The organism is Hydrogenophaga sp. H7 (assembly GCF_002025745.1).
Classification (GTDB): domain Bacteria; phylum Pseudomonadota; class Gammaproteobacteria; order Burkholderiales; family Burkholderiaceae_C; genus Hydrogenophaga; species Hydrogenophaga pseudoflava.
Map to the genome: position 1 here is coordinate 281879 of NZ_MCIC01000001.1, position 19034 is coordinate 300912.

Annotated in this window: 20 protein-coding genes; 16 read left to right on the plus strand and 4 right to left on the minus strand. The window is 68.2% G+C overall.

Annotation, left to right across the window (positions count from 1 at the left end; all coding sequences use genetic code 11):
- Window positions 1–10: 10 nt before the first annotated feature.
- The 6 genes from BC358_RS01420 to BC358_RS01445 all read left to right on the plus strand — a co-directional run bounded on the left by BC358_RS01420 (window position 11) and on the right by BC358_RS01445 (window position 7585).
- Window positions 11–712: a TetR/AcrR family transcriptional regulator gene (locus BC358_RS01420; RefSeq protein WP_079364743.1), complete on the plus strand. Its 702-nt coding sequence runs from the start codon at window positions 11–13 to the stop codon at window positions 710–712.
- Window positions 713–751: 39 nt separating this feature from the next.
- Complete coding sequence (locus BC358_RS01425; RefSeq protein WP_079364375.1) at window positions 752–2548, plus strand: acyl-CoA dehydrogenase C-terminal domain-containing protein; 1797 nt, start codon at window positions 752–754, stop codon at window positions 2546–2548.
- Window positions 2549–2579: 31 nt separating this feature from the next.
- Complete coding sequence (locus BC358_RS01430) at window positions 2580–3017, plus strand: DUF2147 domain-containing protein (protein ID WP_079364376.1); 438 nt, start codon at window positions 2580–2582, stop codon at window positions 3015–3017.
- 29 nt (window positions 3018–3046) lie between these two features.
- Window positions 3047–5446 carry a 3-hydroxyacyl-CoA dehydrogenase/enoyl-CoA hydratase family protein gene (locus BC358_RS01435; protein WP_079364377.1) on the plus strand — a complete coding sequence of 800 codons (2400 nt, stop codon included), beginning with the start codon at window positions 3047–3049 and terminating at the stop codon, window positions 5444–5446.
- 9 nt (window positions 5447–5455) lie between these two features.
- Window positions 5456–6661, plus strand: coding sequence for an acetyl-CoA C-acyltransferase (locus tag BC358_RS01440; RefSeq protein ID WP_079364378.1), 1206 nt, complete (start codon window positions 5456–5458; stop codon window positions 6659–6661).
- 102 nt (window positions 6662–6763) lie between these two features.
- Window positions 6764–7585 carry an acyl-CoA thioesterase II gene (locus tag BC358_RS01445; RefSeq protein ID WP_079364379.1) on the plus strand — a complete coding sequence of 274 codons (822 nt, stop codon included), beginning with the start codon at window positions 6764–6766 and terminating at the stop codon, window positions 7583–7585.
- 25 nt (window positions 7586–7610) lie between these two features.
- Here BC358_RS01445 and BC358_RS01450 read toward each other — a convergent pair whose 3' ends face one another.
- Complete coding sequence (locus BC358_RS01450; RefSeq protein WP_079364380.1) at window positions 7611–9905, minus strand: patatin-like phospholipase family protein; 2295 nt, start codon at window positions 9903–9905, stop codon at window positions 7611–7613.
- A 145-nt stretch (window positions 9906–10050) separates the two neighbouring features.
- Between BC358_RS01450 and BC358_RS01455 the strand changes: the two genes are divergently transcribed.
- Window positions 10051–10815, plus strand: a complete 765-nt coding sequence (locus tag BC358_RS01455) for an enoyl-CoA hydratase (RefSeq protein WP_079364381.1) — start codon at window positions 10051–10053, stop codon at window positions 10813–10815.
- An 85-nt stretch (window positions 10816–10900) separates the two neighbouring features.
- On the opposite strand, the gene BC358_RS01460 is transcribed toward BC358_RS01455, so the two are convergent.
- Window positions 10901–11176, minus strand: coding sequence for a cupin domain-containing protein (locus BC358_RS01460; protein WP_079364382.1), 276 nt, complete (start codon window positions 11174–11176; stop codon window positions 10901–10903).
- A gap of 131 nt (window positions 11177–11307) precedes the next feature.
- Here BC358_RS01460 and BC358_RS01465 point away from each other — a divergent pair, with 131 nt between their 5' ends.
- From BC358_RS01465 to BC358_RS01490, 6 genes are all read left to right on the plus strand, one after another.
- A complete protein-coding gene (locus BC358_RS01465; protein ID WP_079364383.1) occupies window positions 11308–11673 on the plus strand; it encodes a YciI family protein in 366 nt (121 codons plus the stop codon).
- An 82-nt stretch (window positions 11674–11755) separates the two neighbouring features.
- The gene (locus BC358_RS01470; protein WP_079364384.1) at window positions 11756–12199 is read left to right on the plus strand and encodes an SRPBCC domain-containing protein; all 444 of its coding nucleotides are present in this window, start codon (window positions 11756–11758) and stop codon (window positions 12197–12199) included.
- A 10-nt stretch (window positions 12200–12209) separates the two neighbouring features.
- A complete protein-coding gene (locus tag BC358_RS01475) occupies window positions 12210–12650 on the plus strand; it encodes a VOC family protein (protein ID WP_206610778.1) in 441 nt (146 codons plus the stop codon).
- 106 nt (window positions 12651–12756) lie between these two features.
- The gene (locus BC358_RS01480) at window positions 12757–13185 is read left to right on the plus strand and encodes a YciI family protein (protein WP_079364385.1); all 429 of its coding nucleotides are present in this window, start codon (window positions 12757–12759) and stop codon (window positions 13183–13185) included.
- Window positions 13186–13197: 12 nt separating this feature from the next.
- Window positions 13198–13608, plus strand: a complete 411-nt coding sequence (locus BC358_RS01485) for a VOC family protein (RefSeq protein WP_066153723.1) — start codon at window positions 13198–13200, stop codon at window positions 13606–13608.
- Between the two features lie 23 nt (window positions 13609–13631).
- Window positions 13632–14933, plus strand: a complete 1302-nt coding sequence (locus BC358_RS01490; protein WP_079364386.1) for an RNA polymerase sigma factor — start codon at window positions 13632–13634, stop codon at window positions 14931–14933.
- Here BC358_RS01490 and BC358_RS01495 read toward each other — a convergent pair.
- Window positions 14902–15384, minus strand: coding sequence for a hypothetical protein (locus BC358_RS01495; protein WP_241559710.1), 483 nt, complete (start codon window positions 15382–15384; stop codon window positions 14902–14904). The two genes, BC358_RS01490 and BC358_RS01495, sit on opposite strands and share 32 nt — an antisense overlap.
- Entirely contained in the window at window positions 15384–15776 is a 393-nt protein-coding gene (locus BC358_RS01500) for a DUF6152 family protein (RefSeq protein ID WP_066153716.1), read from the minus strand. The genes BC358_RS01495 and BC358_RS01500 overlap by 1 nt, the downstream gene beginning before the upstream one ends.
- Window positions 15777–15953: 177 nt before the next feature.
- Here BC358_RS01500 and BC358_RS01505 point away from each other — a divergent pair, with 177 nt between their 5' ends.
- The 3 genes from BC358_RS01505 to BC358_RS01515 all read left to right on the plus strand — a co-directional run bounded on the left by BC358_RS01505 (window position 15954) and on the right by BC358_RS01515 (window position 19034).
- Window positions 15954–16883: a S9 family peptidase gene (locus BC358_RS01505; RefSeq protein WP_143434137.1), complete on the plus strand. Its 930-nt coding sequence runs from the start codon at window positions 15954–15956 to the stop codon at window positions 16881–16883.
- Window positions 16884–17024: 141 nt separating this feature from the next.
- A complete protein-coding gene (locus tag BC358_RS01510) occupies window positions 17025–18302 on the plus strand; it encodes a glycerophosphodiester phosphodiesterase family protein (RefSeq protein ID WP_079364746.1) in 1278 nt (425 codons plus the stop codon).
- Window positions 18303–18440: 138 nt separating this feature from the next.
- Window positions 18441–19034: an HD domain-containing protein gene (locus tag BC358_RS01515; protein ID WP_079364387.1), complete on the plus strand. Its 594-nt coding sequence runs from the start codon at window positions 18441–18443 to the stop codon at window positions 19032–19034.

Here is a 19034-nt window from a genome sequence, read left to right on the forward strand (position 1 = left end):
TTATCACCGCATGAGCGCCACCACTTCCTCCAAACGCCCGCGCAGCGACGCCGCCCTCACGCGGTCGCTGCAAAAAGGCCAGCAGACCAAGGCCGCCATCGTCGATGCGGCGCTCGGTCTGGCGACGCAGATCGGCCTGGAAGGCCTGTCCATTGGCGCGCTGGCCGAGGTCATGCAGATGAGCAAGTCGGGCGTGTTTGCGCACTTCGGTTCGCGCGAGGAGCTGCAGATTTCGGTGGTGCGCGAGTACCACCACCGTTTCGAGGAAGAGGTCTTCTACCCGGCCATGTCGGTGCCGCGCGGCCTGCCACGCCTGCGCGCGCTGTTCGACAACTGGATGAAGCGCACCTCGGTGGAAATCGACTCGGGCTGCCTCTACATCAGTGGCGCAGTGGAGTTCGACGACCGGCCAGGGCCGGTGCGCGACGCGCTGGCCAGCTCGGTCAGCACCTGGCTGGCGGCCATGAAGCGCGCCATCGAGCTCGCCATCGAAGAGGGCCACCTGCGCGCCGACACCGACGCCGACCAGATGCGCTTCGAGATCCATTCCCTGATTCTTGCGCTGCACTACGAGGCCCGCTTCCTGCGCGCGCCCGATTCGCTGCAGCGCGCGGTCACCGCCTTCGAGGGCATCGTGCTGCGCTACAGCGCGGGCGACGCCACCGACCCCTTACCCGCTCGCAAGACGGCCCGCAAACCGCGCGTCGCCTGACCTTCCCTTTCTTCACAAACCCTCCACAGGAGTTCACCCATGCCCGTCTACAACCCGCCCCTGCGCGACATGCAGTTTGTGATGCACGAGGTGCTGAACGTCAGCGCCGACTTCCAGTCCATGCCCCAGCACGCCGAGATGGATGCCGACACCATCAACGCCGTGCTCGAAGAGGCCGGCAAGTTCGCCTCGCAGGTGATCTTCCCGCTGAACATCAGCGGTGACACCGAGGGCTGCACGCTCGACAAGACCACGCACGAGGTCAAGACCCCCGTCGGCTTCAAGGAAGCCTACAAGACCTACACCGACGGCGGCTGGTCGGCCCTGTCGTGCGACCCCGAATACGGCGGACAGGGCCTGCCCCTGGTGGTGAACCAGTGCCTGTACGAAATGATGAACTCGGCCAACCAGGCCTGGACCATGTACCCCGGTCTGAGCCATGGTGCCTACGCCGCGCTGCACGAGCACGGCACGCCCGAGCAGAAAGCCCTGTACCTGCCCAAGCTGGTCAGCGGCGAGTGGACCGGCACCATGTGCCTGACCGAGCCGCACTGCGGCACCGACCTGGGCCTGATGCGCACCAAGGCCGAACCGCAGGCCGACGGCACCTACAAGATCACCGGCAACAAGATCTTCATCAGCGCCGGTGAACACGACATGGCCGCCAACATCGTGCACCTGGTGCTGGCCCGCCTGCCCGACGCGCCCCCCGGCATCAAGGGCATCAGCCTGTTCGTGGTGCCCAAGTTCCTGGCCAGCGCCGACGGCACGCTCGGCGCGCGCAACGGCATCTACTGTGGTGGCCTGGAGCACAAGATGGGCATCCACGGCAACGCCACGGCGCAGATCGTCATCGACGGCGCCATCGGCACCCTGGTGGGCCAGCCGCACAAAGGCATGCAGGCCATGTTCGTGATGATGAACGCCGCCCGCCTGGGCGTGGGCAACCAGTCGCTGGGCCTGACCGAGGTGGCCTACCAGAACGCCCTGGCCTATGCCAAGGACCGCATCCAGATGCGCAGCCTCTCCGGCGCCAAGGCCAAGGACAAGCCGGCCGACCCGATCATCGTGCACCCCGACGTGCGCAAGATGCTGCTGACCGCCAAAGCCTATGCCGAAGGCGGCCGCGCGCTGGCGATGTTCAGCTCGGTGCTGCTGGAGAAGGTGCACCACCACCCCGACGAGAAGGTGCGCAAGGACAGCGACGAAATGCTGTCGCTGCTCACGCCCATCGTGAAGGCCTTCCTGACCGACAACGGCTACCAGGCCGCCACCATGTGCCAGCAGGTCTTCGGCGGCCACGGCTACATCAAGGAATGGGGCATGGAGCAGTTCGTGCGCGACGCCCGCATCAACATGATCTACGAAGGCACCAACACCATCCAGTCGCTGGACCTGCTGGGCCGCAAGGTGCTGGGCAACAACGGCGCGACGCTCAAGAAGTTCGGCAAGCTGGTGACCGCGCTGGTGATGGAAGAGGGCGTCAACGAGAAGATGGCCGAGTTCATCAACCCGCTGGCGGTGCTGGGCGAGCAGATCACCAAGTTCACCATGGAGATCGGCTTCAAGGGCCTGCAGAACCCCGACGAGGTGGGCGCCGCCGCGGTGGACTACCTGCGCGTGGCCGGCCACCTGGTGTTCGGCTACTTCTGGGCCCGCATGGCCCAGGTGTCGCTGCAGAAGATCGCCGAGGGCAGCACCGACCCGTTCTACACCGCCAAGCTGCAGACCGCGCGCTTCTACTTCGCCAAGCTGTTCCCCGAGACCGCGACGCTGATGCGCACCGCGCGCGCAGGCAGCAAGGTGCTGATGGACACCGACGCCGCATTGGCCTGATTCACGTCATTCAACAACACCGGAGACAGACATGAAGAAGACCGCCATTGCCTCCTTGCTGGGCCTCGCCGCCGTGTCCGCCTTTGCGCAGATGTCGCCGGCCGGCCTGTGGAAGACCATCGACGACGACTCGAAGAAGGAGAAGTCGCTGGTGCGCATCACTGAAAGCAATGGCCTCTTCTCCGGTCGCATCGAGAAGCTGCTCGACCCCGACACCAAGCCCGACACCGTCTGCGAAAAGTGCACCGACGAACGGAAAGACAAGCCGGTGCTGGGCATGACCATCCTGCGCAACCTCAAGCAGAACGCCGATGACAAGGCCGTGTACGACGGCGGTGACATCACCGACCCGAACAACGGCAAGGTCTACCGCGCCCGCCTCAAGCCGGTGGATGGTGGCAAGAAGCTGGAGATGCGCGGCTACATCGGGCCGTTCTACCGGACCCAGGTGTGGCACCGCGTCGAGTGAAACGATCTGTCTTCCCAACAGGACCCAACATGAAACGATTCCAAGTGAAAAAAGTCGCCGTACTCGGCGCGGGCGTGATGGGCGCGCAGATTGCGGCGCACCTGGTCAACGTCAAGGTGCCGGTCGTCCTGTTCGACCTGCCGGCCAAGGAGGGCGCCAAGAACGGCATCGTCACGCGCGCCATCGAGAACCTCAAGAAGCTCAAGCCCTCGCCGCTGGGCGTGGCCGCGGACGCCGACCTGATCGGCCAGGCCAACTACGAGGAGCACCTGGAACAGCTGCGTGGCTGCGACCTCATCATCGAGGCCATCGCCGAGCGCATGGACTGGAAGCTCGATCTCTACAAGAAGATCGCCCCCTTCGTCGCCGAACACGCCATCGTCGCGTCCAACACCTCGGGCCTGTCGATCACGAAGCTCAGCGAAGGCCTGCCCGAGGCGATCAAGCCGCGCTTCTGTGGCATCCACTTCTTCAACCCGCCGCGCTACATGACGCTGGTGGAGCTGATCAACACCCCGACCACTGAAGCGCAGATCCTCGACGACCTGGAAGCCTTCGTCACCAGCGGTCTGGGCAAGGGCGTGGTGCGCGCCAAGGACACGCCCAACTTCGTGGCCAACCGCATCGGCATCGCCGGCATGCTGGCGACGATGAAGGAGGTTGAGAACTTCGGCCTGACCTACGACGTGGTGGACGACCTGACCGGCAAGCGCCTGGGCCGCGCGTCCAGCGGCACCTTCCGCACCGCCGACGTGGTGGGGCTGGACACCATGGCCCACGTCATCAAGACGCTGCAGGACAACCTGAACGAGCAGACCGACCCGTTCTACGGCAGCTTCGGCACGCCGCCCGTGCTGGCCAAGCTGATCGAGATGGGGAACCTGGGCCAGAAGGCCAAGGCCGGTTTCTTCAAGAAGGTCGGCCGCGACATCCAACGCTTCGACCTGGAGAGCGGCGAGTACGTGCCCGCGGGCGAGAAGGCGGACGAGGTCTATGGCCGCATGCTCAAGCGCCCGGCCGCCGAGCGCCTGAAGCTCTTGCGCAACGCCGAAGGCCCGCAGGGCCAGTTCCTCTGGGCCATCCTGCGCAACGGCTTCCACTACGCCGCCGTGCACCTGGCCTCGATTGCCGAGACCGCGCGCGACTTGGACCAGGCCATGCGCTGGGGCTTCGGCATGAAGCAGGGCCCCTTCGAGCTGTGGCAGGAAGCCGGCTGGCTGGAGGTGGCGAAGATGGTCCAGGAAGACATCGACGCCGGCAAGGCACTGTGCAAGACGCCGCTGCCCGACTGGGTCTTCAAAGGCCCCGTGGCCGAGGCCGGTGGCGTGCACACCGCCTTGGGGTCGTGGAACCCGTCCAAGGGCGTGTTTGAAGCGCGCCGCAGCCTGCCGGTCTATGAGCGCCAGCACTTCCCCGAACTGCTGCTGGGCGAAGCCGGGCCGAAGTTTGAGACGGCTGGCACCACCATCGAAGAGAACGATTCGATCCGTGTCTGGACGCTGGATGGCGACGTGCTGATCGCCAGCATCAAGACCAAGATGCACGCCATCAGCCCCGAGGTGTGTGAAGGCCTGATGGCCGCCATCGACCTGGCCGAGGCCGAGTACCAGGGCCTGGTGGTCTGGTCGGGTGACGAGCCTTTCAGCGCCGGCGCCGACCTGCAGGCCATGCTGCCGGCCTTCATGGCCGTGGGCGTGGCGGCGATCGAAGACGCCGAGGGCTTCATGCAGCAGATGATGCTGCGCCTGCGCTACGCCAACGTGCCGGTGGTCTCCGCGGTGCGTGGCCTGGCGCTGGGTGGCGGCTGCGAGCTGGCGGTGCACAGCGCGCGCCGCGTGCTGCACATGGAAAGCTACGTCGGTCTGGTGGAAGTGGGCGTGGGCCTGGTGCCGGGCGCCGGCGGCCTGACCTACATCGCGCGCCGTGCGGCCGAGAACGCCGAGACCTCGACGGGCAAAGACCTGCTGCCCTTCCTGACCGAAGGCTTCACTGCCGCGGCCATGGCCAAGGTCGGCACCAGCGCCATCGAGTCGCGCAAGCTCGGCTACGTGCTGCACTCCGACCTGATCGTGCCCCACAAGGACGAGCTGCTGTTTGTCGCCATCAACGAAGCCAAGGCCCTGTTCGCGGGCGGCTATCGCGCGCCGCACAAGCGCCTGTTCCCGGTCGCCGGCCGCGACGGCAAGGCCACCATCCTGGGCAGCCTGGTCAACATGCGCGACGGCGGCTTCATCAGCCAGCACGACTTCCACATCGCCTCGCTGATTGCGAACGTGGTCACCGGCGGCGACGTCGAAGCCGGCACGCTGGTGAGCGAGGAATACCTGATGACGCTGGAGCGCCAGGCCTTCTGCTCGCTGATCGTCCACCCAAAAACGCAAGAGCGCATTCTGGGCATGCTCAACACCGGCAAGCCCGTCCGCAACTGAGGAAGCGACATGAAACAAGTTCAAGACGCCTACATCGTCGCCGCCACCCGTACGCCCATCGGCCGTTCACACAAGGGCTCCTTCAAGCACCTGCGGCCGGACGACCTGCTGGCCCACGCGCTGCGCGCCGCCATGGCCCAGGTGCCCAGCCTGGACCCGAAGGCGGTGGAAGACGTGATCGCCGGTTGCGCGATCCCCGAAGCCCAGCAGGGCCTGAACGTGGCGCGCATCGGCGCCATCCTGGCCGGCCTGCCCAACTCGGTGGGCGGCATCACGGTCAACCGCTTCTGCGCCTCCGGCCTGTCGGCCGTGGCCATGGCGGCCGACCGCATCCGCGTCGGTGAAGCCGACGTGATGATCGCCGCCGGCACCGAGAGCATGAGCATGGTGCCCATGATGGGCAACAGCCCCAGCCTCTCGCCGACCATCTTCCGCAACACCGACGACATCGAGAGCTACGGCATCGCCTACGGCATGGGCCTGACGGCCGAGAAGGTGGCGCAGCAGTGGAAGGTGAGCCGCGACGCGCAGGATGCCTTCGCCGTGCAGTCGCACCAGCGCGCCGTGATCGCCATGAAGAACGGCGAGTTCACGGACGAGATCACCCCGGTGACGGTGCAGGAGCGCAGCGTGGACCTCGAGTCGGCCGAGGTGTCGGTCACCGAACGTGTGGTGAGCCTGGATGAAGGTGCGCGCCCCGATACCTCGCTCGAAGGCCTGGCCAAGCTGCGCACCGTGTTCGCCGCGCGTGGCTCCGTCACCGCCGGCAACAGCTCGCAGACCAGCGATGGCGCGGGCGCGCTGATCCTGGTGAGTGAGGCCGCTCTCAAGCGCTACAACCTCACGCCGCTGGCGCGCTTTGTCAGCTACGCCAGCCGCGGTGTGCCGCCGCACATCATGGGCATCGGCCCGGTCGAGGCGATCCCCGCTGCGCTGAAGTACGCCGGCCTGAAGCAGGACGACATCGACTGGTTCGAACTCAACGAAGCCTTCGCTGCGCAGTCGCTGGCCGTGATGAACACACTGGGCCTGGACCCGGCCAAGGTCAACCCCATGGGCGGCGCCATCGCGCTGGGCCACCCGCTGGGCGCGACCGGTGCCATCCGTTCCGCCACCGTGGTGCACGCGCTCAAGCGACACAACAAGAAGTACGGCATGGTGACGATGTGCGTGGGCATGGGGCAGGGCGCCGCCGGAGTATTTGAACGCGTGTGACCACGCGCCCCCCGCGCCGCTTCGCGTCACCCCCCAGAGGGGGGCGGCACTGGCGACCCGGCAAAGCCGGTTCCGCGGTGCCCTTGAAGGAGACACGTCTGTATGAGCGCTCACGTATTTGATCAAGCGATTGCGCTGACCTCCACGGGTAACGGGCTCTACACCGGCGCCACCTCACCCGCCTACGCCAACATGGTGGGGCCGTTCGGTGGCATCACGGCCGCGACGATGCTCAACGCCGTGATGTTGCACCCGTCCCTGCTGGGCGAGCCGCTGTCGCTGACGGTGAACTACTGCGCGGCGCTGGCCGACGGGGCGTTCGAGGTCTCAGCTCAGCCGGTGCGCACCAACCGCTCCACCCAGCACTGGGTGGTGTTGGTCACCCAGGCCGGTGCTTCGGGCGAGGCCGAGACCGTGGCCACCGCGACGGTGGTCACCGCGGCCCGGCGCGAGACCTGGAGCGTGGACGACGAGCCCATGCCCGCGGTGCGCAGGCCCGACGAGGTCAAGCCCTATACCGTGCCCTCGCCGGTGGAATGGATCCGGCGCTACGAGATGCGACCCATCGAGGGCGCCATCCCGCGCACCTGGGACGGCACCGGCAGCGACAGCCGCTCGCGTCTGTGGATGCGCGAGGCTGTGCCGCGTGCGTTGGACCTGTGCGGCCTGGCCGCGCTGGCCGATGTGTTTTTCCCGCGCATCTGGCTGCGCCGTGCGACCTATGTGCCGGCCGGCACGGTGTCGATGACGGTGTACTTTCACGCTGGTTCGGCGCAGCTGGCCGAGGTCGGCCACGGCTGGGTGCTGGGCCAGGCGCGCGCGCAGGCCTTCCGCAACGGCTTCTTCGACCAGACGGCGCTGCTCTGGAGCGAGGCCGGGCACCTGCTGTGCTCCAGCCACCAGGTCGTCTACTACAAGGAGTAGCGGCGGGGCGTGGGGTGCGTTCTGTTCAGGGGCGGCCCAGGAACAGGTACAGCCCCGTGTACCCCTTGGGAGCGCTCACCACGCTCAGGTACAGCGGCCCCATGCCCGTGTCCGCGCCGATGAACAGGCTGGTGCCCCAGCGCAGGCCGTGGATGCTGATGTCGCGCCGGCTGGCCCAGGCGTTGCCGCCCTCCAGCGAACCGCCCGCAAACAGCGCGCGCGCCACGCCCACGTTCCAGGGCAGGCGCTGGTAGTAGGTCAGGCGGCCGAACAGCAGGTAGTTGCCCGCGACCTGGCCGACCCGGTAGCCCGAGAGCTGCTGGAAGCCCCCCAGCGAAAACTCGTCGATGGCGCCCACCGGCACCCGCGTGGCGCGGGCGAAGCGGGCGCCGACGTTCAGCGTGTGTGCGCCCCAGGAGTGCACCGTGCTGCCGTTCATTTCCAGCCGGTTGAACGAGACGTCGTCGCCCCCCGAGACCAGGCGCCGCCGGCCCGCCGCCAGCTCGCTCTGGAAGCGGTAACCGGACGACGGGAAGTTGGCGTAGTCCAGCTGGTCCGAGATCAGCGCGGCGCGCACACCGACGTCGCGCCATTTCTGTGTGGCGATGACCTCGCTGTCGTCGACCTCGCGCGAGACCAGCTCGGGCGTGGCCTTGTGCAGACCCAGCTGCACGCCCAGGCGCAGGTCGCCGTAGCGTCCCAGCAGGCCGATCGGCCAGCCGTAGTCGGCGCCCAGCTTCAGACCCTGCCGCGTGCCGGTGCCCAGCGCCTGGCCGTCGGCGCCGTAGACCTCCAGCCGCTTGAGGCTGGCGTCGACATAGCCCGCGACGAAGCTGTCGTTGGCCCGGCCCAGCGGCTGGTAGAGTTCCGAGAAGGCGGCCAGCGAGGCGCCGATCTGCAGCCGGTTGCGCCATTCGGCGCCGCTGTCGTTGAACCAGTGGCGGTTGTGGCCGATCAGCAGGTTGAAGTCGCCACGGCCATCGAAGTCGGTGCGCAGGTCCAGGCCCAGGCGCAGGTAGTTGGGGCCCCAGTCGTTCTCGCGCAGGCCGATCACCAGCGTCTCGTCGGTGTTGTCGCGCACCCGTTCCAGCCGGTAGTCGACGCGGTCGTAGTCGCCCGTGGCCGAGAGCTTCTGCAGGTCGGCCTCGATCTGGGGCACGTTGACCCGCTGCCCGGGTGCGGTGTCCAGCGCAAGCGCCAGCGGCTCGACCCGGCTCTCGGGCACGCCCTCGAAGCGCACCGCCTTGATCTGTCCCATGCGTTCGGCGTAGGCCTGCGCGTTCATGCCGCGGCTGGCCTGCCACTGTGCGTAGCCGGCCGGGTCCGCTGAGAAGCGCCTGAGCGCCTCGGCCACGCTGCGCGCGTGGTCCAGGCCGATCTTCACCAGCTCGGGCGCCTTCTCGAAGTCGGCCGAGGTCAGCTTGCCCAGCGAGGGCTGGATCAGCAGGTCGGCGGGCGTGAGCGTGGCGATGCTGGCTTGCACGTTCTGCTCGGTCAGGATGTTGACCATCTGCGTGGTGATGCCCAGCAGGCTGCCCAGGGTCTCGCGCCCGGCCAGCGGCGTGCCGATGTTGACCGCGATGATCACGTCCGCACCCATGCGGCGCGCCACGTCCACCGGCAGGTTGTTCACCAGGCCGCCGTCGCCGAGGATCTGGCCCTCCAGATCCAGCGGCGCGAACACGCCCGGCACCGACATGCTCGCGCGCATCGCGGCGGCTAGGTCGCCGTGGTCCAGCACCACGGCCTTGCCGGTCTCCATGTCGGTGGCCACGGCACGGAACGGGGTGGGCAGCCCGTCGAATGTGGCCAGCAGGCGCGTGGACAGCGTGTAGCGGCGCAGCAGCAGCTCCAGCGAGCGCGTCGACACCGCGCCCGTGGGCAGGCGGAACTCGCCGTCGCGGAAGCCGATTTCCAGCACCGGCGAGAGCTCGAAGTCCTCTTCCTTGCGGCGCTGCGAGAGCAGCTGGCGCGGCACGCGGCGCTCGAACACGTCGCCCCAGTCCACCTTCAGCAGCTCGCGTTCGAGGTCGTCGGCGCTCATGCCGGCGGCGTACAGGCCGCCGATGATCGCGCCCATCGAGGTGCCGACGATCATGTCCACCGGCACCTTCATTTCTTCCAGCACCTTGAGCACGCCCACGTGCGTCAGACCACGCGCGCCGCCGCCCGAGAGCACCAGGGCGACCTTGGGCTTCTGCACGGCGGGCGGGGGCGCGGCCGGCGCCGGGGCCTGTGCATTCACGGCGTTGGACGACAGCAGCAGCCACAGCGCGGCCAGCAGGGCGCGCAGCCAGAGGGACAGGGTCGGTTGGTGCATCGGAACGCTCACGGACGGCAGGATGCGACCGAGTGTAGGAGCGCGGCGCCGGCGTGTCGCGGATTGGGCAGGCCACCCCACGCCGTGCGGCGCTTTCGTGTTACCTTGCGCCGACTTTTTGCCACCCCAGAGCGAGCTCCACACCATGTCCGACATCCTCGTCCACACCGAAGCCGGCATCACCACGCTGACCTTCAACCGCCCCGACAAGAAGAACTCCATCACCGCCGCCATGTACGGCGCGCTGGCCGACGCGATCGCCGCCGCAGCCGCCGACCCGGCCGTGCGCGTGGTGGTGTTCCAGGGCAACGAAACCACCTTCAGCGCCGGCAACGACATCGGCGACTTCCTCAACAACCCGCCCGCGACCGAAGACTCGCCGGTGTTCCGTTTCCTGCGCGGCATCGCCCAATTTCCCAAGCCGCTGCTGGCCGCGGTGTGTGGCCCGGCCGTCGGCATCGGCACCACGCTGCTGTTCCACTGCGACCTGGTCTACGCAGGCGACAACGCCGCGTTCTCCATGCCCTTCGTGAACCTGGGCCTGTGCCCCGAGGCCGCGTCCAGCCTGCTGGTGCCGCAGATGCTGGGCTACCACCGCGCCGCCGAGGCGCTGCTGCTGGGCGAGCCCTTCATGGCCGAGGCCGCGCTGGAAGTGGGGCTGGTCAACCGCGTGCTGCCGCCGAGCGAGGTCACCGGCTACGCGCAGTCGGTGGCGCGCAAGCTGGCCGCCAAGCCGCTGGCCTCGCTGGTCGAGACCAAGCGCCTGATGAAGAAGGGCAACGCCGCGCTGGTGATGGCCACCATGGCCGAAGAGGGCGCGAGCTTCGGCCGCATGCTCGGCGAGCCGGCCGCCAAGGAAGCCTTTGGCGCCTTCATGGAACGCCGCAAGCCGGACTTCTCGAAACTCTGATCAGGCGATTCGCCGCCGGGCCGCCCCAAGGCGAATCAGCCCCCTCGAGGGGCAGCGACCCGCGCAGCGGCGGAGTGTGGGGGCTTCAGTTCAGTCGCGCCACCCAGTAGGTCGCGCCTTCGGGACCGTAGCGCTCCGAGTGCGGCGCGCCGTGCTCCAGTTCGAACAGGTCGCCCGGTTTCAGGTGCTGGGTCTCGCCACCCACGGTCAACCACATCTCGCCCTGCACCACCTTGGCCTTCACCGCGAAGGGGTGCGTGTGTTCTTCCAGCACCGTGTCCGGTGCCCACACCCGCTCCAGCACCTCGTCGAAGCCTTCGGCCAGGGCGACGCTCTTGAATGTTTCAAAGGTCTTGGGCATGGCGTTCTCCTGTCTGCGCGCTGCTCACCATTGCAGCACGGCCGTGTGGGCCTTGCGGGGGTAGGGGTTTGCCGCCCACCGGGTCTGTGTAGCATCGTCGGTCCTGCGTCCCGACACCCGAAAGGCCCGCCATGTCCTACATGCTCCTGATCCACGAACCCGTTGGCCAGCGCGCCACCCGCACCGAAGCCGAGGGCCGCACCGCCTACGCCGCCATGGTCGCGTTCGGCGAGCGGCTGGCGGCCGAGGGGCGGCTCAAGGCGGTGGAGTCGCTGGCGGGTCTGGACGGCGCGGTGCGCGTGAGCCACGCCAGCGGGCAGGCCCAGACCCTGGACGGGCCCTTCGCCGAGGCCAAGGAAATGATCGGAGGCTTCTTCCTGCTGCAGAACGTGAACCGCGAGCAGGCCATCGCGCTCGCCCACGAGTGCCCGGCCGCGCAGTGGTGCACGGTGGAGGTGCGGGCGCTGGCGCCCTGTTTCGACGAAAGCCACGCCTGATCCGGGTTTTCCCGTAGATCGGGCCTGTCGAAATCGCGCAGGCTGCTTCGTCGTGGTGTTGTCGCCACCAAGGAGTCCTGCCATGCCCACCCTGCATTTCGACATCCACATCGCCGCGCCGCGCGAACGCGTCTGGCGCACCATGCTCTACACGCCCACCTACGAGCGCTGGACCGCCACCTTCTGTGAAGGCTCGCGCTACGACGGCAGCTGGGAGGCCGGAACGCCCATCCGCTTCCTGGGCCCCAACGGAGACGGCATGGTGGCGGAGATCGCCGAACACCGGCCGGCCGAGTTCGTCTCGATCCGCCACCTCGGCACGATCAGCAACGGCGTGGAAGACACCACCAGCGAGGCGGTGCGCGCCTGGGCGCCGTGCTTCGAGAACTACAGCTTCACCGACGAGGCCGGCGGCACGCGCCTGCGCGTCGACTGCGACGTGTTCGGCAGCTACGAGGACTGGATGAACCAGACCTGGCCCAAGGCGCTGCAGGCGCTCAAGAACATCTGTGAAACCCCCACCTGAGGAGAGTCCCATGACCACCACCACCGTGCCCATGTGCGCCGTCGTGCACTTTGAAATGCCCTACAAGGACCGCGAGCGCGCCGCGCGCTTCTACGCCGCCGCCTTCGGCTGGACCCACCAGTTCCTCGGTCCGGAGATGGGCGACTACATGCTGGTCAACACCGCGCCGGCCGGCGCCCGCCCGCCTGTGCCGCCCGAGGCCGCACTGGGCTCGATCAACGGCGGCCTGTTCCCGTTCAACGCCGACTGGCCGATGCAGCACCCGTCGGTGGTGATCGGCGTGCCCGACATCCGCGCTGCGATGCAGCGGGTGCGCGACGCGGGCGGCGAGGTGATCGGCGAGCCAATGGCCATTCCCGGCGTGGGCCAGTACGTGGTGTTCCGCGACACCGAGGGCAACCACAACAGCATGATGGAACCGGACATGCAACCCCCCGCCTGCAAAACATGATCACCCCCGCCGTGCTGCGCACGACCCCCTCAAGGGGGCAACACCTGCGGCCTGGCAAAGCCAGTTCCGCGGTGTTCTCGAAACTGAAAACCAGAGGACCGTTCTCATGCGATTCATGATCATTGTCAAAAGCTGCCCCGAGTTCGAGGCCGAGCTCATGCCCGAGGCGCCCGAGGAACTCATGGCCGAGATGGCCGCCTACCACGAGGAGTTGGCGCGCGCGGGCGTGCTGCTCGACGGCAGCGGCCTGCACCCCAGCCGCACCGGCTGGCGCATCCACTACGACGAGGCCGGCGGCCGCAAAGTCGTCGACGGCCCGTTTGCCGAAGCCAAGGAGCTGATCGCCGGCTACACCCTGATCCAGGTGCGCTCGCGCGAAGAGGCGATGGAGTGGAGCCGGCGCTTTCCGAACCCCGCCGGCAAGGGCAGGCCCGCCGTGATCGAGCTGCGCCAGCTGATCGAGCTCGACGAGTTCCCGCCCAGCGCCGCGCTCGACCAGATGAAAGCCATCGACGGCATCGCCCCACAACCCTGAAGGAGAACCCCCATGTTTCGCCAGATCTTTGTCAACCTGCCCATCCAGGACATGGCCCGCTCCCAGGCCTTCTTCAAGGCCCTGGGCCTCACGTTCAATCCGCGCTTCACCAACGAGCAGGGCGCCTGCCTGGAGATCGGCGAGAACTTCTACGCCATGCTGCTGGTCAAGCCCTTTTTCCAGGGCTTTGTCCAGAAGCCGATCAGCGACGCCCACCAGAGCACCGAGGTCATCCTGGCCCTGTCGGTGGACAGCCGCGCCGAGGTGGAGGAGGTGGTGCGCAAGGCCGTGGCCGCCGGGGCGACCCGCATTCCGGAGCCCAAAGACTACGGCTTCATGTTCCAGGACGGTTTCGCCGACCTCGACGGCCACCAGTGGGAGGTGTTCTGGATGGACGAGGCGGCCGCGCCCGCGCAGATGTGACGGCAGGGGTGTAGAAACGGCGCGTGCATTCCGCGATCCACGACACCATCGCCACCGTCTGGCGCCTCGAATCCGCCCGCATCGTGGCGGCGGTGGCGCGGCGCGTGCGCGACGTGGGCGTGGCCGAAGAACTGGCGCAGGACGCCCTGGTCGCGGCCCTGGAGCGCTGGCCGCTCGATGGTCTGCCCGACAGGCCCGCCGCCTGGCTCATGACCACCGCCCTGAACCGCGCGCTCGACCACCTGCGCCACCGCCAGATGGCCGACGCCCGGCACGGTGACATCGCCAGCGACCTCGAAGCGATGGAGGCCCACGTGGTTCCAGACTTCAGCGACAGCCTCGACCGCCGGCGCGAAGACGCCGTGCTGGGCGACGACCTGCTGCGGCTGATCTTCACCGCCTGCCACCCGGTGCTGCCGCCCGAATCGCGCGTGGCGCTCACGCTCAAGCTGCTGGGCGGCCTCTCCACCGCCGAAATCGCCCGTGCCTACCTGGTGCCCGAGGCCACGCTCGCGCAGCGCCTGGTGCGCGCCAAGCGAACCCTGGCCGATGCGAGGGTGCCGTTCGAACTGCCGCCGCCCGAGCAGCTGGGCGAGCGCCTGGCCTCGGTGCTGGAGGTGGTCTACCTGGTCTTCAACGAGGGCTACACCGCCACCAGCGGCGCCGACTGGATGCGCCCCGCGCTGTGTGACGAGGCCCTGCGCCTGGGGCGCATGCTGGCCGAACTCGCGTCGCAGGAGGCCGAGGTGCTGGGCCTGCTCGCGCTGATGGAGATCCAGGCCTCCCGCACCGCGGCGCGCACCGACCGCGAGGGCCAGCCCATCCTGCTGGCCGACCAGGACCGCCGGCGCTGGGACCGGCTGCTGATCCGCCGCGGCCTGACCGCGCTGGACCGTGCGCAGGCGCTCGGTCAGCCGGTCGGCCGCTACCGCCTGCAGGCGCAGATCGCGGCCTGCCACGCGCGTGCGCCGCGCGCCGTTGACACCGACTGGAAGCAGATCGCCGCGCTCTACGCCGAACTGATGCGCGTCGCGCCCTCTCCGGTGGTGGAGCTCAACCGCGCGGTGGCGGTGGGCATGGCCGAGGGGCCGGCCGCGGGCCTGGCCATCGTCGAGACCCTGCTGCAGGACAAGGCGCTGGCGCGCTACCACTGGCTGCCCGCGGTGCAAGGTGACCTGCTGGAGAAACTCGGACGGCACGACGAGGCCAGGGCGGCGTTCCTGCAAGCGGCGGCATCCGCCGGCAATGAGCGTGAGCAGGCCTTGCTGCGCGCGCGTGCCGATGGGCCGGCGCCTACCGGTAACCGATCAACCGCCCGGCGGTGATCACCCCCAGCCAGAGCAGGACCGACAGCACACCGTGCCAGCGCCAGCCCGGGCGCGGCGGCACGCCGACCGCGGCGCCCAGCCGCCGCCAGTGCGGATCGAGCCGCAGCCACAGCGCGTTGAGCACCGCCGCGGCCAGCAGCGCCAGTTTGATGCCGAACAGTGGCTCGACCACATAGTCGAGCGGGCGCGTGGCGAAGAGCAGCGCGCCGGTGGCCAGCGCCAGCAGCAACCCGGTGATGGCCACGGGCACCAGGGTGGTCGCCAGCGGCTCCAGCGGTACAGACCGGAACGCTCCGATCAGCCGCAGATCCAGCGGCACGATGGCGCCGAACAGCAGCGCGATGCCGACCACATGACCGGTGTTGACCAGCGGGTAGAGCCAGACCGAAGCGCGCAGCACCTCCGACAGGCCAGTGGCCTGCAGTGCGGCGGCCAGGGGCTCCAGCATCAGTTGCGGTCGGGGTAAAGGTCGTAGGTCTTGCCGTCGATCACCAGGCGCTCGGCCTTGAAGACCTTCTTTTTCGGGTCGCTGTGCTTGTGGCCCGAGACGGTCAGCTTCACGCCCTTGACCAGCATCGCGTCTTTCAAGCCGGCGCGCTCGTTGCGCCAGGGCTGGCCGACCTCGACGATCCAGTTGGCGCCATCCACGGCCAGCGTCAGCTCGCCGTGCGGGTTGCCGAGCCTGGCCGCGACGATGGTGCCGGTGAGTTCGGAATTCACGTCCTCGGCCCAGACCCAGCCGTGGTGGGCGGCGGCGGGCAGGGCCAGCAACAGCCCCAAGGCTGCAGCGGCCAGCTGCAGCAAGGCACGTGAGAAGAACGGTGCGGGAGTCGGGGTCATGAAGGGCCTCGCAGGGAAGGGGAAAGGGCACCATCGGAAGTCGGCAGTGTGCGACCGTCTGTGAGAGGGCGCAATGTTTGACCCTGGTCGGGTTGGGCTGTTGTCTCATGGGCGTGGCTTTGGTTTTCCGGCGTTCGGCCGATATGCATCGGTGTCAGGACATCAACGGAGATCCCCATGCCTGTATTGCGACGCTTGCTTCCACGACGGCTTCGTGCGGATGCCGCTTCCATCGTCCTTGCCCTTGTCGGCGGTGTGGCGCCAGCTTGGGCCCAGGCGGGAACCGCAGCGCCACCAGAAGCCCAGATTGCAAAGGTGCCGATGAAGGGCGCCGGAACCTTCGGCTCCACCCTGGAGCTGCACACCGAGGTTTTCAAGCCGGCGGGGGACGGGCCGTTCCCGGTGCTTGTGTATGCCCACGGCAGATCCGGAACTCAGCAAGAGCGGAGCGCCATGACCGAGGTCGTTCCGCGCCAGTTCCTGAACTACTGGACAGAGCAGGGCTTCGCGGTGGTGGCGCCTGCGCGACCGGGCTACGGCAAGACGGGCGGCAGTGACCGCGAGGTGCCGGGGCACCGATGGGGGCCTGGCGGGGCATGCCTCGGTGCGCCAGACCCTGCGCGTGTCGCAACGGTCGCTGCAGCGGCCACTCAGGCGGCTGTCACCTGGGCGAGGGAGCAGCCGTGGGCGGTGCGGTCAAAGATCGTACTGGCGGGTAACTCGGTCGGAGGCCTCGCGACCGCGGCGCTCGCTGCGACAGATCCGGAAGGCGTCGTGGCCTACATCAACTTTGCGGGCGGGGTTGCGGGCAATCCTGACCAGTCGCCCGGTAAAAGCTGCGCCCCGGAGTTGGTGCGTGACGCGTTCTCGCGGTATGGCAAGACAACGCGCGTTCCAGGCTTGTGGCTCTATGCGGAAAACGACAGGTTCTGGGGCGCCGACGTTCCAAAGCAATGGCACGCGGCGTTTGCAGAAGGAAGCCCGGGCGCGGTCTTCGTTGCGACGCCGCCTGTGCCCAATGCGGACGGACATGAGCTCATCTTCGTCGGCCGTGACCTGTGGTCCGCCGCTGTCGACAGATTTCTGAAGGACATGGGACTTCGGTAGCCGCGCGATCCTCGCCTGGAAAGAGGGGTGGCCCGTCACACCCCCGTCACACCCCCTCCCGATGATCCGCCGGTCGGGCGCCTGTTGATGGCGCACCGCAGCACCACCGATCATCCGTTCATCTCACCGGAGGGAATCCCCATGTCGTTCCTGTCCCGTCTCCTGGGTCTGGCCCTGCTGGGCCTGACCGCCTCGATGGCGCTGGCCCAGTCGCCCGCCGCGGCCCATCGCCACGCCTCTCATGGCAGCGCCGAGCGGCCTTCGCATGTGCAGCTCGGCCCGCGCCCGTTCTTCCTGGTCGACGACATGGCCGACGGTCCGCTCAAGCGCGATCTGCAGCGCTGCGCCAAGCGCGGCGACTTCACGCCGCGCGACTTTTCCATTGGCCACCGCGGCGCCGCCATGCAGTTCCCCGAGCACACGCGGGAGTCGTACACGGCCGCCGCGCGCATGGGCGCCGGCATCGTGGAATGCGACGTCACCTTCACCAAGGACAAGGCGCTGGTCTGCCGCCATGCGCAGAACGACCTGCACACGACCACCAACATCCTGGTCACGCCGCTGGCCGCCAAGTGCACCCAGCCCTTCGTGCCCGCCGTGCTCGACGCCGACGGCAAGGTGGTGACACCGGCCAAGGCCGAGTGCCGCACCAGCGACATCACGCTCGCCGAGTTCAAGACCCTGCGCGGCAAGATGGACGCCTTCAACCCGGCGGCGCGCACACCCGAGCAGTACCTGGGCGGCACGGCCAACTGGCGCACCGACCTCTACTCGGGGCCGAGCAGCGGCACGCTGATGACCCACGCCGAGTCGATCGAGCTGTTCAAGCAACTGGGCGTGAAGATGACGCCCGAGCTCAAGAGCCCGAGCGTGGCGATGCCGTTCGACGGCTTCACGCAGCAGGCCTATGCGCAGAAGATGATCGACGAGTACAAGGCCGCCAAGGTGCCGCCGCGCGACGTGTTCCCGCAGTCCTTCGACATCGGCGACGTGCTGTACTGGGTGAACAACGAGGCCTCGTTTGGCAAACAGGCGGTGTACCTGGACGACGCCAATTCGGTCGCGGACCTGCCCGACCTCAAGACCCTGGCGGGCTACAAGTCACAGGGCATCCACTTCTGGGCGCCACCCACCTTCGCGCTGCTGGCCGCCGAGGGCGGCAAGATCGTCCCCTCACAGGCCGCGAAGGATGCCAGGGCCGCGGGTCTGGGCCTGATCACCTGGACGCTGGAGCGCTCGGGCATCCTGGCCGACGGCAACAACGGCTGGTACCACCAGACCTTCGACAGCGCGGTGAAGACCGAGGGCGACATGCTGCAGGCGCTGCACGTGCTGGCCAAGGAGGTGGGGGTGGTCGGCGTGTTCTCCGACTGGCCGGCCACCACCACCTTCTATGCCAACTGCATGAACCTGCGCTGAGCGCGCGCCGGGCGACACGGAGGGCGGTGGTCACCGCCGGGGTGTCGGCCAGGCGACGGGCCCACCCTTGTCAGCCGGGCAGCGATCGGACAGCATGGCCGCTGCCCGATCTGTCGACCGCAACGCCAGGAGACCCACATGCCGAACCGCGCCACCTTCAAACGCATGGAAGAAAGCACCCGCGAAGACTGGGCCTGCATCCTTCCCGAGGCCATGGCGATGGCCAGGACGCTGCCCGACCGGGTGCTCGACCACCTGCGGCTGCTCGATGGCGACCATGGCGGCTTCCCGGTCGACCGGCTGACACACAGCCTGCAGACCGCGACGCTGGCGCAGCGGGACGGGCGCGACGAGGAATATGTGGTGTGTGCGCTGCTGCACGACATCGGCGACACGCTGGGCTCGTTCAACCACCCCGACATCGCCGCTGCGATCCTCAAGCCTTTCGTGAGCGAGGAGAACCTGTGGATGGTGCAGCACCACGGCATCTTCCAAGGCTACAACTTCTTCCACCACATCGGGCTGGACCGCAACATGCGCGACATGTTCAAGGACCATCCGCACTACCAGCGCGCGGCCGAGTTCGTCGAGCGCTACGACAACCCGGCCTTCGACCCGGCGATGGAGGCGCTGCCGCTGAGCCACTTCGAGCCCATGCTGCGCCGGCTGATGGCGGTGCCGAAGAGCTCGGTCTACAAGGCCGCCCTGCCGGGCGGGAAGACCACCGCCTGA

Coding starts and splice junctions, on each gene's coding strand:
- BC358_RS01475 (WP_206610778.1), top strand. CDS start 12,210: ATGACCACCACCACCGTGCCCATGTGCGCCGTCGTGCACTTTGAAATG.
- BC358_RS01435 (WP_079364377.1), top strand. CDS start 3,047: ATGAAACGATTCCAAGTGAAAAAAGTCGCCGTACTCGGCGCGGGCGTG.
- BC358_RS01465 (WP_079364383.1), top strand. CDS start 11,308: ATGTCCTACATGCTCCTGATCCACGAACCCGTTGGCCAGCGCGCCACC.
- BC358_RS01420 (WP_079364743.1), top strand. CDS start 11: ATGAGCGCCACCACTTCCTCCAAACGCCCGCGCAGCGACGCCGCCCTC.
- BC358_RS01425 (WP_079364375.1), top strand. CDS start 752: ATGCCCGTCTACAACCCGCCCCTGCGCGACATGCAGTTTGTGATGCAC.
- BC358_RS01430 (WP_079364376.1), top strand. CDS start 2,580: ATGAAGAAGACCGCCATTGCCTCCTTGCTGGGCCTCGCCGCCGTGTCC.
- BC358_RS01460 (WP_079364382.1), bottom strand. CDS start 11,176: ATGCCCAAGACCTTTGAAACATTCAAGAGCGTCGCCCTGGCCGAAGGC.
- BC358_RS01470 (WP_079364384.1), top strand. CDS start 11,756: ATGCCCACCCTGCATTTCGACATCCACATCGCCGCGCCGCGCGAACGC.
- BC358_RS01445 (WP_079364379.1), top strand. CDS start 6,764: ATGAGCGCTCACGTATTTGATCAAGCGATTGCGCTGACCTCCACGGGT.
- BC358_RS01485 (WP_066153723.1), top strand. CDS start 13,198: ATGTTTCGCCAGATCTTTGTCAACCTGCCCATCCAGGACATGGCCCGC.
- BC358_RS01495 (WP_241559710.1), bottom strand. CDS start 15,384: ATGCTGGAGCCCCTGGCCGCCGCACTGCAGGCCACTGGCCTGTCGGAG.
- BC358_RS01440 (WP_079364378.1), top strand. CDS start 5,456: ATGAAACAAGTTCAAGACGCCTACATCGTCGCCGCCACCCGTACGCCC.
- BC358_RS01480 (WP_079364385.1), top strand. CDS start 12,757: ATGCGATTCATGATCATTGTCAAAAGCTGCCCCGAGTTCGAGGCCGAG.
- BC358_RS01505 (WP_143434137.1), top strand. CDS start 15,954: ATGCCTGTATTGCGACGCTTGCTTCCACGACGGCTTCGTGCGGATGCC.
- BC358_RS01455 (WP_079364381.1), top strand. CDS start 10,051: ATGTCCGACATCCTCGTCCACACCGAAGCCGGCATCACCACGCTGACC.
- BC358_RS01510 (WP_079364746.1), top strand. CDS start 17,025: ATGTCGTTCCTGTCCCGTCTCCTGGGTCTGGCCCTGCTGGGCCTGACC.
- BC358_RS01500 (WP_066153716.1), bottom strand. CDS start 15,776: ATGACCCCGACTCCCGCACCGTTCTTCTCACGTGCCTTGCTGCAGCTG.
- BC358_RS01450 (WP_079364380.1), bottom strand. CDS start 9,905: ATGCACCAACCGACCCTGTCCCTCTGGCTGCGCGCCCTGCTGGCCGCG.
- BC358_RS01515 (WP_079364387.1), top strand. CDS start 18,441: ATGCCGAACCGCGCCACCTTCAAACGCATGGAAGAAAGCACCCGCGAA.